Annotated in this window: 12 protein-coding genes; 10 read left to right on the forward strand and 2 right to left on the reverse strand. The window is 71.0% G+C overall.

Annotated features, from left to right (window positions below):
• The first annotated feature begins 42 nt into the window (after nucleotides 1-42).
• From L3Q67_RS16390 to L3Q67_RS16420, 7 genes are all read left to right on the forward strand, one after another.
• Nucleotides 43-1,401 (forward strand): phosphomannomutase/phosphoglucomutase, encoded by a 1,359-nt coding sequence (locus L3Q67_RS16390; protein WP_499190318.1) that lies wholly within the window; start codon nucleotides 43-45, stop codon nucleotides 1,399-1,401.
• A gap of 41 nt (nucleotides 1,402-1,442) precedes the next feature.
• The gene (locus tag L3Q67_RS16395) at nucleotides 1,443-1,661 is read left to right on the forward strand and encodes a Trm112 family protein (RefSeq protein WP_423584137.1); all 219 of its coding nucleotides are present in this window, start codon (nucleotides 1,443-1,445) and stop codon (nucleotides 1,659-1,661) included.
• Complete coding sequence (locus tag L3Q67_RS16400) at nucleotides 1,651-2,736, forward strand: hypothetical protein (RefSeq protein ID WP_499190319.1); 1,086 nt, start codon at nucleotides 1,651-1,653, stop codon at nucleotides 2,734-2,736. Before L3Q67_RS16395 ends, L3Q67_RS16400 begins: the two co-directional genes overlap by 11 nt.
• 76 nt (nucleotides 2,737-2,812) lie before the next feature.
• Nucleotides 2,813-4,036 carry a cupin domain-containing protein gene (gene manA / locus L3Q67_RS16405; protein ID WP_499190320.1) on the forward strand — a complete coding sequence of 408 codons (1,224 nt, stop codon included), beginning with the start codon at nucleotides 2,813-2,815 and terminating at the stop codon, nucleotides 4,034-4,036.
• 55 nt (nucleotides 4,037-4,091) lie between these two features.
• A complete protein-coding gene (locus tag L3Q67_RS16410) occupies nucleotides 4,092-4,910 on the forward strand; it encodes a helix-turn-helix domain-containing protein (RefSeq protein WP_499190321.1) in 819 nt (272 codons plus the stop codon).
• Nucleotides 4,911-5,180: 270 nt separating this feature from the next.
• On the forward strand, nucleotides 5,181-6,113 hold the full coding sequence (locus L3Q67_RS16415) for a cation diffusion facilitator family transporter (protein ID WP_499190322.1): 933 nt from the start codon (nucleotides 5,181-5,183) through the stop codon (nucleotides 6,111-6,113).
• 85 nt (nucleotides 6,114-6,198) lie between these two features.
• A complete protein-coding gene (locus L3Q67_RS16420) occupies nucleotides 6,199-7,752 on the forward strand; it encodes an APC family permease (protein WP_499190323.1) in 1,554 nt (517 codons plus the stop codon).
• A gap of 173 nt (nucleotides 7,753-7,925) precedes the next feature.
• Here the strand turns inward: L3Q67_RS16420 and L3Q67_RS16425 are convergent, their stop codons facing one another.
• On the reverse strand, nucleotides 7,926-10,274 hold the full coding sequence (locus tag L3Q67_RS16425; RefSeq protein WP_499191554.1) for a hypothetical protein: 2,349 nt from the start codon (nucleotides 10,272-10,274) through the stop codon (nucleotides 7,926-7,928).
• A 93-nt stretch (nucleotides 10,275-10,367) separates the two neighbouring features.
• On the opposite strand from L3Q67_RS16425, the gene ahcY reads away from it, so the two are divergent.
• Nucleotides 10,368-11,840, forward strand: coding sequence for an adenosylhomocysteinase (ahcY, locus tag L3Q67_RS16430; protein WP_499190324.1), 1,473 nt, complete (start codon nucleotides 10,368-10,370; stop codon nucleotides 11,838-11,840).
• Nucleotides 11,841-11,885: 45 nt separating this feature from the next.
• A complete protein-coding gene (locus L3Q67_RS16435; protein WP_499190325.1) occupies nucleotides 11,886-12,530 on the forward strand; it encodes a dTMP kinase in 645 nt (214 codons plus the stop codon).
• A 20-nt stretch (nucleotides 12,531-12,550) separates the two neighbouring features.
• On the opposite strand, the gene L3Q67_RS16440 is transcribed toward L3Q67_RS16435, so the two are convergent.
• On the reverse strand, nucleotides 12,551-13,336 hold the full coding sequence (locus L3Q67_RS16440) for an IclR family transcriptional regulator (RefSeq protein ID WP_499190326.1): 786 nt from the start codon (nucleotides 13,334-13,336) through the stop codon (nucleotides 12,551-12,553).
• Between the two features lie 177 nt (nucleotides 13,337-13,513).
• On the opposite strand from L3Q67_RS16440, the gene mtrA reads away from it, so the two are divergent.
• Nucleotides 13,514-14,191 (forward strand): MtrAB system response regulator MtrA, encoded by a 678-nt coding sequence (mtrA, locus tag L3Q67_RS16445; RefSeq protein ID WP_113697829.1) that lies wholly within the window; start codon nucleotides 13,514-13,516, stop codon nucleotides 14,189-14,191.
• The last annotated feature ends 29 nt before the right edge of the window (nucleotides 14,192-14,220 follow it).

The raw sequence follows: 14,220 nt of genomic DNA on the forward strand, positions 1-14,220 counted from the left end.
CATCGAGCGCACCAGCCGTCGTCGAAACCACCGGGAGAGGGCGTGTCAGACCTGTCGGCCATCGTGAAGGCCTACGACATCCGAGGAGTTGTCGGGGAACAGCTGAACGCCGACCTCGTCCGTGACTTCGGGGCCGCGTTCGCCCTGCTCGTGAAGCTGGACGTGCCCACGGCCGTGGTGATCGGCCACGACATGCGCGAGTCCTCGCCCGGCCTGGCCGCGGCCTTCGCCGATGGCGTCACCTCGCAGGGCCTCGACGTGATCAACATCGGCCTCGCCAGCACGGACCAGCTGTACTTCGCCTCCGGCTCGCTCAACCTGCCGGGCGCGATGTTCACCGCCAGCCACAACCCGGCCAAGTACAACGGCATCAAGCTGTGCCGCGCCGGTGCCGCCCCGGTCGGGCAGGACTCCGGCCTGGCCGAGATCCGCGACACGGTGAGCCAGGGCGTGCCCGAGTTCGCCGGGCAGCGCGGCACCGTGACCGAGCGGGACGTGCTCGCCGACTACGCCGCCCACCTGCGCAAGCTGGTCGACCTCTCGGCCAACCGCAGGCTCAAGGTCGTGGTGGACGCGGGCAACGGCATGGGCGGGCACACCGTGCCCACGGTGTTCGAAGGACTGCCGATCGAGGTCGTGCCGATGTACTTCGAGCTCGACGGCAGCTTCCCGAACCACGAGGCCAACCCGCTCGACCCGAAGAACCTGGTCGACCTGCAGGCCAAGGTGCGCGAGACCGGCGCCGACGCGGGCCTGGCCTTCGACGGCGACGCCGACCGCTGCTTCGTCATCGACGAGCGCGGTGAGCCGGTGCCGCCGAGCGCGGTCACCGCGCTGGTCGCGGTGCGCGAGCTGGTCAAGGAGCCGGGCGGCACGATCATCCACAACCTGATCACCTCCCAGGCGGTCCCGGAGATCGTGCGCGAGCACGGCGGGCAGCCGGTGCGGACCAGGGTCGGGCACTCGTTCATCAAGCAGGAGATGGCCACCACCGGCGCGATCTTCGGCGGCGAGCACTCCGCGCACTACTACTTCCGCGACTTCTGGAAGGCCGACACCGGCATGCTGGCCGCGCTGCACGTGCTGGCCGCGCTCGGCGAGCAGGAGGGCCCGCTGTCCGAGCTGACCGCCCAGTACTCGCGCTACGCCGCCTCCGGTGAGATCAACTCGACGGTGGACGACCAGGTGGCGCGCCAGGTCGCGGTCAAGGACGCCTTCGCGGGCCGGTCCGGCGCGCTGGTCGACGAGCTGGACGGGCTGACCGTGCGGCTGGACGACGGCAGCTGGTTCAACCTGCGCGCCTCGAACACCGAGCCGCTGCTGCGCCTCAACGTCGAGGCGGCCGACGAACAGGCCGTCCGTGCCCTGACCGATGAGGTTCTGGCGATAGTTCGTGACTGAGGCGAGGGGAATCACGGACCTCGCGGTGGTAAGGAGGAACCATGGCCGTAACGCTTGACGAGCAGCTGCTCGAGATCCTGGCTTGTCCGTCGGAGGATCACGCGCCGTTGCGGCCGGGATCCCCGGAAGACCCCGAGGCCGACGCGCTCACGTGCACTTCGTGTGGCCGGGTGTACCCGGTCCGCGACGGCATCCCCGTGCTCCTGCTCGACGAAGCCGTCGAGCGGGCCGAGAAGGATCCCGCTTCCGATGGTGATTGACGACACGCTGATCGACGACCCGTCGAGACTGGCCGACGTCGACTCGCGGGGCCTGCTCCGCGCCACCGCGATGGCCGGGGCGCAGGTCCGCGCGACCACCGAGGCGGCGGCCGAGCTCGGCCTGGCCGACCGGCTGGACGTCGGCCGCCCGCGGGCGCTGGTCCTGCTGGCCCGGCCGGGGGTCGGGCGCACGGTGACGAACGTGCTCGCCGCGCTGCTCACCCCGACCTGCCCGGTGCCGATCGTGGTCAGCGAGTTCGTGCCGTCCTGGATCGGCGCGCTCGACGTGGTGCTCGCGCACACCGAGCAGGCCGAAGACCGTGAGCTGGCCGCCTCGCTGGAGCGGGCCGCCCGCTACGGCGCGACCGTGGTGCTCTCGGCGCCACCGGAGGGGCCGGTGGCCGCCTCGGTCTCCGGCCGCGGCCTGCTGCTCGCGCCACGGGTGCCGGTGCCGCCCGAGCTGTCGTTCCCGCGCGCGCTCGTGGCCGGGCTGCTCACCGCGAACGCGCTGGGCCTGCTCGTCGCCGACGTGGAATCGCTGGCCGACCAGCTCGACGCCGAGGCCGAACGCGACCAGCCCAACCACGAGTCGTTCGTCAACCCGGCGAAGGCGCTGGCGCTGCAACTGGCCGACCGCACCCCGCTGCTGTGGGGCCTGGACCCGGTCGCGCTGGCCGTGGCCGGGCACGCCGCGCACTCCTTCGCCTCGCATTCGGCGGTGGTGTGTGACGTGGCCGACTACCACCAGGCGCTCGCCCGCCCGGCGCTGCACCGCGTGGCGGTCGGCAGCACCACCGAGCGCGACATCTTCGCCGACCCGGACGAGGGCGGACTGCCGCAGCCGCGTGTGCTGCTGCTGTCGCTGCGCTCCGGGCCGGGTGCCGAAGCCGCCCGCCGCCAGGCGGAGGACATGCTCGCCGGGGTCGACGTGATCGCCCCGGCCGAGGAGATCGACGCCGACGAGCCCGCCAGGGCGGCGGTGCTCGCGCTGCGGTTCGAGCTCGCCGCGATCTACCTCGGGCTGGCCGCGGGCAGCATCGGCGGGGCAGGCCGCTACACGTCCGCGACCGCGTGAGCGGGCCCGACGCAAGCCAGCGCCGGGCGAATCCCGGCCGAAGTGGTGACTAGGTCGCCGAGGAGTTGAGAGCACAGTGGAGCTGCTGCGCAATGCCGTGCGGCCCTACGCATGGGGATCGAGGACCACCATCCCCGAGCTGCTGGGCCGCCCGGTGCCGGCCCCGCATCCGGAGGCCGAACTCTGGATGGGCGCGCACCCCGGTGACCCGTCGAAGGTGGTCGGGCCCGACGGGGTCGAGCGCAGCCTGCTCGAACTGGTCGAGGCCGACCCCCTGGCGCAGCTGGGCGACCGGTGCGCCGGTGCCTGGGGCAACCGGCTGCCGTTCCTGCTGAAGATCCTGGCCGCCGAGGAGCCGCTGTCGATGCAGGCGCACCCGTCGGCCGACCAGGCCGCCGAGGGGTACGCCCGCGAAGAGGCGGCGGGCATCGCGCGTGACGCGGCGAACCGGAACTACCCGGACCCGACCGCGAAGCCCGAGCTGGTCTGCGCGCTCACCGAGTTCCACGCGCTGGCCGGGTTCCGCGACCCCACGCGCACGGTGAAGCTGCTCAACGCGATCGAGACACCCGGCTTGGCGAAGTACACCAGCCTGCTCGCCGCGCAGCCGGACTCCGACGGGCTGCGTGCCCTGTTCACCACCTGGATCACGCTGCCGCAGGCCACGCTGGACGAGCTGCTGCCCGAGGTGCTGGACGCGTGCGTGCTGCACGTGAAGGACCACGGCGAGTTCGACACCGAATGCCGGACCATCCTCGAGCTGGGCGAGGCGCACCCGCGTGACGCCGGGGTGCTGGCCGCGCTGCTGCTGAACCGGCTGGTGCTGCGCGCGGGCGAGGCGATCTACCTGCCCGCCGGCAACCTGCACCTGTACCTGCACGGCACGGCCGTGGAGATCCTGGCGAACTCGGACAACATCCTGCGCTGCGGGCTGACCCCGAAGCACGTCGACGTGCCCGAGCTGCTGCGCGTGGTGGACTTCGCCGCCGTCGATATGCCGGTGCTCAAGGGCGAACCGAGCACCTGCGGCGCGGTCTACCGGACCGACGCGCGGGAGTTCGAGCTGTCCAGGCTCGAATGGGCGGCGAGCGACCGGGAGTCCGTGGTCGCCGACTGCAGCGGCCCGCAGATCCTCCTGTGCACCGAAGGCGCGCTGCACATCCAGGCCGAGGACGGCCGTGAGCTGAAGCTGGACCGGGGGCAGTCGATCTGGCTGGCGGCGGTCGATCCGGCGGTGCGGATCACCCCCACGGGGAACGCGCCGGCGCAGTTGTTCCGCGCCACCGCGGGCACCTGCTGACCCTGGGTGTGCCACGGCCACCCAAATCCGCGGTGGCCGACCTAGCCTGGAACCCATGGAGACGACGAACCCGCTGGGCCAGTTCCTCCGGGCCCGCCGGTCGCAGGCGCGGCCGGAAGACGCCGGGCTGGCGCCCGGACCCCGGCGACGGGTGAGCGGGCTCCGGCGGGAAGAGGTCGCGCTGCTGGCCGGGGTCAGCACGGACTACTACATCCGCCTGGAGCAGGGGCGCGAGCGCAATCCGTCGGCGCAGGTGCTGGACGCGCTGGCGCGGGCGCTGGACCTGGACGAGGAGTCGGCGGCCCACCTGCACCAGGTCGCGCGCCCGGCGCGCCGCCGCCGACCGGCCGCCGCGGACCGGGTCAGCCCGAACCTGGTGCGCACCATGGCCGCCTGGCCGGACACCCCGGCCGTGGTGATCGGGCCGTACCTGAACGTCCTGGCGCGCAACGCCCTGGGCGGTGCGTTGTTCGCCGGGCACCAGTACAGCGACGACCTGCTGCGCCTGGTCTTCCTCGACCCGGGCGCACGCACGTTCTACCCGGACTGGGAACGCGTGGCGGTGAACACCGTCGGCGCCCTGCGCGCAGCGGCGACCGACCACGACGACCCGCGGCTGATCGAGGTCGTCGGCGAGCTGTCGGTGAAGAGCGCCGAGTTCCGCAAGCTCTGGGCGCGGCACGACATCCGGCAGAAGACGCGCGAGACCAAGCGCTTCCAGCACCCGCTGGTGGGCCCGCTGTCGCTGGCCTACGAAAGCCTGACCGTGAACAGCGCGCCGGGCCAGCAACTGGTGATCTACCAGGCCGAACCGGCCAGCCCGTCGGCCGAAGCCCTCAAACTGCTCGGCAGCCTGGTCGCCAGCGACGCGTGAGCGTGGTCAGGCGGATGTCGTCGAGTGCGTGGCCGATGTCGACCGGGTAGTCGCCGGGCCGCACGTGCCAGCCGTCGCAGACGTCAGCGGGAGCACGGAATTCTCGTTGCGCAGCAAGACGAACGAGCGCTGCGCCAGCTCCGAAACCGTCCGAGACGAAGTGGACATGCCGGAAACGTTGCGCGACTTCCTCGCCCTACCGAGCGCGGGCGGGTGGGCTGGCTCTAGGCTGCAACCCGACAATTCGGGTCGACGCTCCAGGGGGCAGTGGTGGCAGCAAGCGGCGGGACCAAGGCGATTCTGGCGGCGTTGTTCGCCAACGCCGGGATCGCGACGGCCAAGTTCGTCGGATTCCTGATCACCGGTTCGTCCTCGATGCTGGCCGAGTCGGTGCACTCGGTCGCCGACACCTCGAACCAGGGTCTGCTGCTGCTCGGGCAGAAGACCTCGAAGCGCAAGGCCACCAAGGAGCACCCGTTCGGGTTCGGCCGCGACCGGTACTTCTACTCGTTCATCGTCGCGCTGATGCTGTTCACCCTCGGTGCGGCGTTCGCGCTGTACGAGGGCATCCACAAGCTCCAGCACCCCGAGGACCTCAAGTCGCCGATGGTCGCGGTGGTCATCCTGGTGGTGGCGATCGGGCTGGAGTGCTACAGCTTCTACACCGCGATCGTCGAGTCGAAGAAGATCAAGGGCGACGCCACCTGGTGGGGCTTCATCCGCCAGTCCCGCACCCCGGAGCTGCCGGTGGTGCTGCTCGAGGACGCGGGCGCGCTGTTCGGCCTGGTGCTCGCGCTGCTCGGCGTCGGCCTGGCCACCATCACCGGTGACCCGGTCTTCGACGCGCTCGGCACCATCTGCATCGGCCTGCTGCTCGGCGTCATCGCGATCATCCTGATCATCGAGATGAAGAGCCTGCTGATCGGCGAGGGCGCCACGGACAAGGAACTGAGCACCATCGAGGACGAGCTGGCCGCGGGCAAGGTCGAGCGCGTCATCCACATCCGCACCCAGTACATCGGGCCGGACGAGCTGCTGGTCGCCGCGAAGCTCGCGCTGCGCCCCGGCCTGGAGACCGCCGAGGTCGCGCAGGCCATCGACGACGCCGAGCACCGCGTGCGCGCGAAGGTCCCGGCGGCCCGCCTGATCTACCTGGAGCCGGACCTCGACCGGAACCTGGCCGAGCGCGCCGAACGGCACTGACCAGCGCGGCACCGCCCGACCGGCGCTCCGGGGTGGGGACCATTAGGGTGAATCCCCGAACTGGCACCCGCGGAGGAGGTCGACGTTGCCCGGCACGGGTTTGTGGCGCACGAAGTCGGTGGAGCAGTCCATCGCGGACACCGACGAACCGGACACCAAGCTGCGAAGAAACCTCAGCGCCTGGGACCTGACGGTCTTCGGCGTCGCGGTGGTCATCGGCGCGGGCATCTTCACGCTCACCGCGCGCACAGCGGGTGACTTCGCCGGTCCGTCGGTCTCGGTGGCCTTCGTGCTCGCCGCGATCGCCTGCGCGCTGGCGGCGCTCTGCTACGCCGAATTCGCCTCGACGGTGCCGGTGGCGGGCAGCGCGTACACCTTCTCCTACGCCACCTTCGGCGAGTTCATGGCCTGGATCATCGGCTGGGACCTGGTGCTGGAGCTGGCGGTCGGCGCGGCCGCGGTGTCCAAGGGCTGGTCGGTCTACCTGGAGACGGTGCTCGGCTACCTCTTCGGCGACGGCACCCGCACCACCTTCGACGTCGGCGGCCTGACCGTCGACTGGGGTGCGCTGCTGCTGGTGCTCGCCCTGGCCACGGTGCTGACGCTGGGCACGAAGCTGTCCTCGCACGTGTCGATGGTGATCACCGGCATCAAGGTCGCCGTGGTGCTGTTCGTGATCGTGCTGGGCTTCTTCTACGTCAAGGGCTCGAACTACACGCCGTTCGTGCCGCCGTCGCAGCCGGCCGGCGAGTCCGGTGGCGGAATCGAGCAGTCGCTGTTCTCCGCGCTGCTGGGGGGTGAGGGCAGCACCTTCGGCGCGTTCGGCCTGCTGGCCGGTGCCTCGCTGGTGTTCTTCGCGTTCATCGGGTTCGACATCGTGGCCACCACCGCGGAGGAGACGAAGAACCCGCAGAAGTCCGTGCCGCGCGGCATCTTCGGCTCGCTGGCCATCGTGACCGTGCTGTACGTGGCGGTCTCGCTGGTGGTGGTCGGGATGGTGAACTACACCGAGCTGTCCACCGGCACCAAGGCCGACGGCAGTCCCGACCGCAAGACGCTGGCTTCGGCGTTCTCCGCGAACGGGGTCGACTGGGCGGCGAACATCATCTCGATCGGCGCGCTGGCCGGGCTGACCACCGTGGTGATGGTGCTGATGCTGGGGCAGATCCGGGTCATCTACGCCATGTCGCGCGACGGCCTGATGCCGCGTCAGCTGGCCAAGACCGGCAACCGCGGCACGCCGAAGAACGCCACGCTGATCGTGGGCCTGCTGGTCGCCGTGGCGGCCACCTTCTTCCCGGCGGACAAGCTGGAGGAGATGGTGAACGTGGGCACGCTGTTCGCGTTCATCCTGGTCTCCGCCGGGGTGATCGTGCTGCGCAAGACCCGGCCGGACCTGCCGCGCGCGTTCCGCGTGCCGTGGGTCCCGGTCATCCCGATCGCGGCGATCATCGCCTGCCTGTGGCTGATGCTGAACCTGACCGTGCTGACCTGGCTGCGGTTCCTGGCCTGGATGGCGCTGGGCGTGGTCGTCTACTTCGCCTACGGCCGCCGCCACTCGCTGCTGGGGAAGCGGATCAAGAACGAGGGCGCCACGGCTTCACCGTTGCCCGTCGACGGGGCCGATCCGAAGAAGTAGGGGCCCCACCCCGGTTTGGGTGGCCGGCCTCGGCTCGGGGAACGTTCTGGGTGCCGTGAATGTGGCTTTCACGGCCGAATACGCCGTGAAAGCCACATTCACGGCATGTCGACGGTGACGACCCGGCGAAGTATGGCCCGCTCGTGTCACGAATGTGGCCCCGGGTGATGTCGTCAGTTCGGTGAGTGGCGTAGGTCCGGGCGGAATCGGGGGCGTTCCACCGGGGGCAGGTCGCCGAACAGCGGGAACTGCTCAGCCGCCGGGCGCATCGGCTTCCCGGGCAGCTCCAGCCCCGCCGCGCAGGCCACCGCCCGGTCCCATTCCGGATCCGCCAGGTAGTCCGCGTGCCGGCACACGCCCGGCGCCCACCGGTGGCCGGGGGAGGGCGCGCGCAGCGGGTCCGGCAGCCAGTGGTCGCCGCCGAGGACCACGGCGCCCGAGGTCCCGCACTCCGCGGGCGCGAGCGGGCCGACCGTGCCGTCCGGCAGGTAGCCGACGCCGTGCAGCTTGTCGTCCTTGACCTCGTGCCGCCAGGTGGTCACGCCGCCGCCGAAGGTGTCGGTGCCCCGGCTCAGCCCGCGCCACCGCCCGTCCAGCTGCCCGAACAACCGCGCCAGCGCCTGGTGCGGCAGCACCGCCGGGAAGGCGCGCTGATAACCCCACTGCAGCGGCGAGCCCGCGGTCAGCACCCCCACGCGCGACCGGTCGGCCTCCGGCAGCTCCCGCATCAGCCGGGCCGCGGTCACCACGGCCAGCAGGCCGCCGAGGTTGTACCCGGCGAGCACCACGCGCGTGTTCGGCTCCTCCAGGTGCAGCCGTGTGCGGGCGGCCAGCTCGGGCACCACCTTCAGCGCGTAGCAGGGCGGCACGGTCGGGTGCGCCGCCCGCGGCCAGAAGCAGACGAGGTCGGCCAGCGCGCCGAGGTGCCTGCTGCGCTCCGGACTGCTCGCCGCCGTGTAGACCACCCGCAGCAGTCCGGCCGCCAGCGCGCCGAGCGCGAACACGCCCAGCGCCGACAACGGGTCCAGCCAGGTCGGCAGCGGCAGGTCGCCGACCCGCACGGTCAGCAGCGCGAGCGTGGCCGCCGACATCACCAGCACCGTGCTCAGCACCAGCTGGTGCAGCCGCCGCCGTTCCCAGGCCGAGCGCGCCCACGCCGCCGCCGCTTCCTCGCAGTCCTCCGGCTTGTCCTGGAGCATGTCCACGATCTTCGGCACGCCGCGCTTGCGCCGCCGCCGCGGCACCGCACCGGCGAAGCCGACCACCGCGAGCACCGCGGCCACCACGATGCCGACGCCCCAAACCATGGTCAGCAGCGTGTACCCGCGCGGCAGCACCAGGTCGTCGTCACCGAGCAGTTCGCGCGCGGCGATGGCGACACCGGCACCGAAGCCGCCGCCGAGCAGTCCGGCGAGCGCGAGCGCGGGAGCCGAAGCCCACCCGCCGACCCACGGCCGAAGCCGGCGGGGCAGCGTGTTCCACGCCGGACGGGCCAGCAGCGCGGCGGGGACGAGCAGCAGCGCGAACAGCACCACCACCGCGAGCAGCCCGCCGCCGATCACCTCGACCACGCCCTGCGTGCCGGGCAGCACCTGCGGCAGTTCGCGTACCCGCACCACCACCGCGACCACCAGCGCCAGCCCGAGGCCGAGCACCAGCCGTTGCGTCCAGCGGCCGATCGCGCGGGTCAGCACGCGCACGTCCAGCACCGCCACCAGCACCAGCCCGAGCACGATCAGCCCGACCGCCACGCCCCACAGCATCGCGCCGAACGCGTCGGACGGCGGCCGCAGCGGACCGCCGAGCGGCAGCAGCGCGACGCAGGCCAGCGCGGACAGCGTGTGCAGGCAGCGCAGCAGCGGGGTGTCGGGGGAGGTGCGCAGATCGTCGCCGGGCAGCGGCTCACCTTCGGCGGTGATCGGTTTCGACTGCGCGACCGCCCAGTTCGTCGACGAGATCAGGTGCAGCAGGAAGATCAGCACCAGCAACGGGAGCACCCCGGCGGAGAGCCGGAGCACCGAGCTCTCCCGCGTCCACGACGGCGCCCAGTCGAGGCAGCCGGTGTTCGGCGCCAGGCACTGCGCCGCGATCAGGTCGAGCGAGATCACCGCGACCTGGCTCACCAGCAACATGGTCAGCGCGAGCGACGCGATCCGCAGCAGGCTGCGGCACACCGCGGCCAGCACCCGTCCGAATCCGCGCTCGGGCACCGGCGGCAGCATCCAGTGCGCCACGTTCGCCAGTGAGAAGGGGAACAGCAGCGCCCACGTGGCTTTCGCCACACCGCCGGAAGTCATCCGGCTCCAGAGGTAGCCCTCGATGATCCGGGGCACGGTCCGGCCCAGCGCCGGGAGAGTGGGGCCGGGGGCCGGACGGCGGAGCCGATCGGCCGGGCGGGTGAACTGCCCGATCCCGTCACCGGCCACGTCCACCGCCGCGGTCGCGTCGAGCAGGGCCTCGCCGGTGGTGCCGACCAGCCCGGCCACGCGGATTTCCACCACGCGGGCGTCCGGCCCTGGCATCGGCACGAGAGCTCTCCTCACTCTTCCTCAATCGGGGGTCGAGAAAGACACGGTACTGTTCTGGCGTCCGCGAGCCTTGGAGGAACCACCACTATGTCGTCCGAAAGCGTTGCCGCACGGCTGCAGACCCGCAACGGGATCGACTTCGCCGTCGCCGATCTCGGCCTGGCCGAATTCGGCCGCAAGGAGATCCGCCTCGCCGAACACGAAATGCCCGGCCTGATGGCGCTGCGGCGTGAATACTCCGAGGTCTACCCGCTGCGCGGGGCACGGGTTTCGGGCTCGCTGCACATGACCGTGCAGACGGCGGTGCTGATCGAGACGCTGATCGCGCTCGGCGCCGAAGTGCGCTGGGCCTCCTGCAACATCTTCTCCACCCAGGACCACGCGGCCGCCGCGGTGGTGGTCGGCCCGCACGGGACCCCCGAGGAGCCCCAGGGCGTGCCCTGCTTCGCGTGGAAGGGCGAGACGCTCGAGGAGTACTGGTGGTGCACCGAGAAGATGCTCACCTGGGACGGCGAGGGCCCGAACATGATCCTCGACGACGGTGGCGACGCGACCATGTTGGTGCACAAGGGAACCGAGTTCGAGAAGGCCGGCGTGGTGCCGTCGCCGGACGACAACGACCCCGACGAGTGGAAGGTCTTCCTCGGTTTGCTCAAGGAATCGCTGGCCGCGGACACCGGCAAGTGGACCAAGATCGGCGAGGGCGTGCTCGGGGTCACCGAGGAGACCACCACCGGCGTGCTGCGGCTCTACCAGCTCGCCGCCGCGGGTGAGCTGCTGTTCCCGGCGATCAACGTCAACGACGCGGTCACCAAGTCGAAGTTCGACAACCGCTACGGCATCCGCCACTCGCTCATCGACGGCATCAACCGTGGCACCGACGTGCTGATCGGCGGCAAGGTCGCGGTGGTCTGCGGGTACGGCGACGTGGGCAAGGGCGCGGCCGAGTCGCTGGCAGGCCAGGGCGCGCGCGTGATCGTCACCGAGATCGACCCGATCTGCGCGCTGCAGGCGGCGATGGACGGCTACCAGGTCAAGTCGCTGGAGTCGGTGCTGCCCGAGGCGGACCTCATCATCACCACCACCGGCAACAAGGACGTGGTGATGGTCGAGCACATGGCGAAGATGAAGCACCAGGCCATCGTCGGCAACATCGGCCACTTCGACAACGAGCTCGACATGGCCGGGCTGGCGCGGTACCCGGGCATCGTGCGCAACAACATCAAGCCGCAGGTCGACGAGTGGGTGTTCCCCTCCGGCCGGTCGATCATCGTGCTCTCCGAGGGCCGCCTGCTGAACCTGGGCAACGCCACCGGGCACCCGTCGTTCGTGATGTCGAACAGCTTCTCCAACCAGGTGATCGCGCAGATCGAGCTGTTCACCAAGCACGAGGAGTACGACAAGGAGGTGTTCCGGCTGCCGAAGAAGCTCGACGAGAAGGTCGCCAAGATCCACCTCGAGGCGCTCGGCGGTGAGCTGACCAAGCTCACGAAGGAGCAGGCGGAGTACATCGACGTGGACGTCGAGGGCCCGTACAAGCCGGACCACTACCGCTACTGACGGTTCCCGCCGAGCAGGCCCGCCGCCGGACGGTACAGTGCGGCGGTGGGCAGGCTGGTGGTGATCGAGGGGCTGGACGGGGCCGGGAAGCGGACCCTGACGGCAAACCTGACGAAGGCGTTGCACGACAGCGGCGCGACCGTCGGGACGCTGGCGTTCCCCCGGTACGGCAAGAGCGTGCACGCCGATCTGGTGCGCGAAGCGCTGCACCGCGGCCACGGCGATCTCGCCGATTCGGTGTACGGCATGGGGATGCTCTACGCGCTGGACCGCCGCGGCGCGGCCGACGAGATCCGCGGGTCGCTGGACCTGCACGACGTGGTTCTCCTGGACCGCTATGTCTCCTCCAACGCGGCGTACGCGGCCGCGCGACTGCACCAGGACAGCTCCGGTGAAGTGGTGAAGTGGGTCCGCGAACTGGAGATCGACCGTTTCGGTCTCCCGGTGCCCGACGCGCAGATCCTGCTCCGCGTACCCCGTGAGGTGGCCGCGCAGCGCGCTGAGCAGCGTGCCCGCGAAGAAGCCGACAGGGCCAGGGACGCCTTCGAATCCGACTCCGCCCTCCAGGACCGCTGCGGCGCCGTGTACGACCAGCTCGCCGCGGAGCACTGGCTTTCCCGGTGGTTCGTGCTCGACGGCGTGAGCGGGGTCGACGCCCCCGCGCTGGCCGCGGAACTGCGCTCCCTCTGATTCGGACAGTCCGAAGTGGACTAGTACTGGAAGTAGCCCAGCTGCTCGGAAAGCTCCGCGGCGGCATCGGCCATCGGCCGCACGATCTGCCGCACGCGCTGGCGCGAAAGCCGGTAGGACGGCCCGGACGCGCTCATCGCGCCGACCACCTCGCCGTGCGCGCCGTGGATGGGCACCGCGACCGCGTGCATGCCCAGCTCCAGCTCTTCGAAGCTGGCGGCGAAACCGTCTTCGGCGACCCGCTCCAGTTCGGTGGCCAGTTCGGCTGGATCGGTGTGGGTGCGCGGGGTGAACTGCTCCAGCTTCCGGCGCAGGATGCGGCGGCGCTCGGTGTCGGACATGTACGCCAGCAGGACCTTGCCGCTGGAGGTGGCGTGCAGCGGGGTGCGCTGGCCGGTCCAGTTCTGCGTGGTGATCGCGGCGGCCCCGCGTGCCTGGCTGATGTTGATCGCGCCGCCCTGGTCGGCCACCGCGATGTTGACCGTCTCCCCGAGCGACTCCGCCAGTGCCTGGCAGGTCTGCCTGCCCAGCCTGGCCAGGTCCATCCGGCCGGTGGCGGCCCCGGCCAGCCGCACCACGCCGAAGCCGATCACGTACTTGCCCCGCTCGCCGAGCTGCTCCACCAGCCCGCGGGCCTCCAGTACGCTGACCAGCCGCGACGCGGTCGACTTGTGCACGCCCAGCTCGGCGGCGATGTCGGTGATCCCGGTTTCCCCCTGGCGCGCCAGCAGTTCCAGCACGCTGATCGCGCGGTCGACCGACTGGACCTGACTCGGTGCTCCCTTGCTCTGCTCGGGGTTCCCCATGGCGCAACACTAACGGCTGAGGTCATTTTCGCTAGGCCGACCGGGTGTATCCGGCGCTCGCTCCCGGGCCCGGTCAAGGCCCGCTTGATCGTCCATCCGGGCTAAGTCAGGCCGATGATCATCGGCTGTTCGCCGGGTCGTGCGTACCCGGACGGCCGTGAGTGCGAGTATGTGAACATGAAGGCACGTGTCTTGGTGGTCGATGACGACCCCGCCCTCGCGGAGATGCTCACCATCGTGCTGCGTGGGGAGGGGTTCGACACCGCCGTCGTCGCGGACGGTTCACGCGCGCTGCCCGCGTTGCGCGAGCTCAAGCCCGACCTGGTCCTGCTGGACCTGATGCTGCCGGGGATGAACGGCATCGACGTCTGCAAGGCCATCCGCGCCGAGTCGGGCGTGCCGATCGTGATGCTCACCGCGAAGAGCGACACCGTGGACATCGTGCTCGGCCTGGAGTCCGGCGCGGACGACTACGTGGTCAAGCCGTTCAAGCCGAAGGAACTGGTGGCGCGGGTGCGGGCCCGCATGCGCCGCACCGAGTCCGAGCCCGCCGAATCGCTGGCCATCGGCGACCTGACCATCGACGTGCCGGGCCACGAGGTGACCAGGGAGGGCAAGGCCATCCCGCTCACCCCGCTGGAGTTCGACCTGCTGGTCGCGCTCGCGCGCAAGCCGCGCCAGGTGTTCACCCGCGAGGTGCTGCTGGAGCAGGTGTGGGGTTACCGCCACGCCGCCGACACCCGGCTGGTCAACGTGCACGTCCAGCGGCTGCGCTCGAAGGTGGAGAAGGACCCGGAGCACCCCGAGGTGGTGTTGACGGTGCGCGGCGTCGGTTACAAGGCCGGCCCGCCGTGAGCAGACCGTGAGCAGGGTCGCCGCCTTCG

It is taken from the genome of Saccharothrix sp. AJ9571 (genome assembly GCF_021725495.1).
GTDB classification, from domain to species: domain Bacteria; phylum Actinomycetota; class Actinomycetes; order Mycobacteriales; family Pseudonocardiaceae; genus Amycolatopsis; species Amycolatopsis magusensis.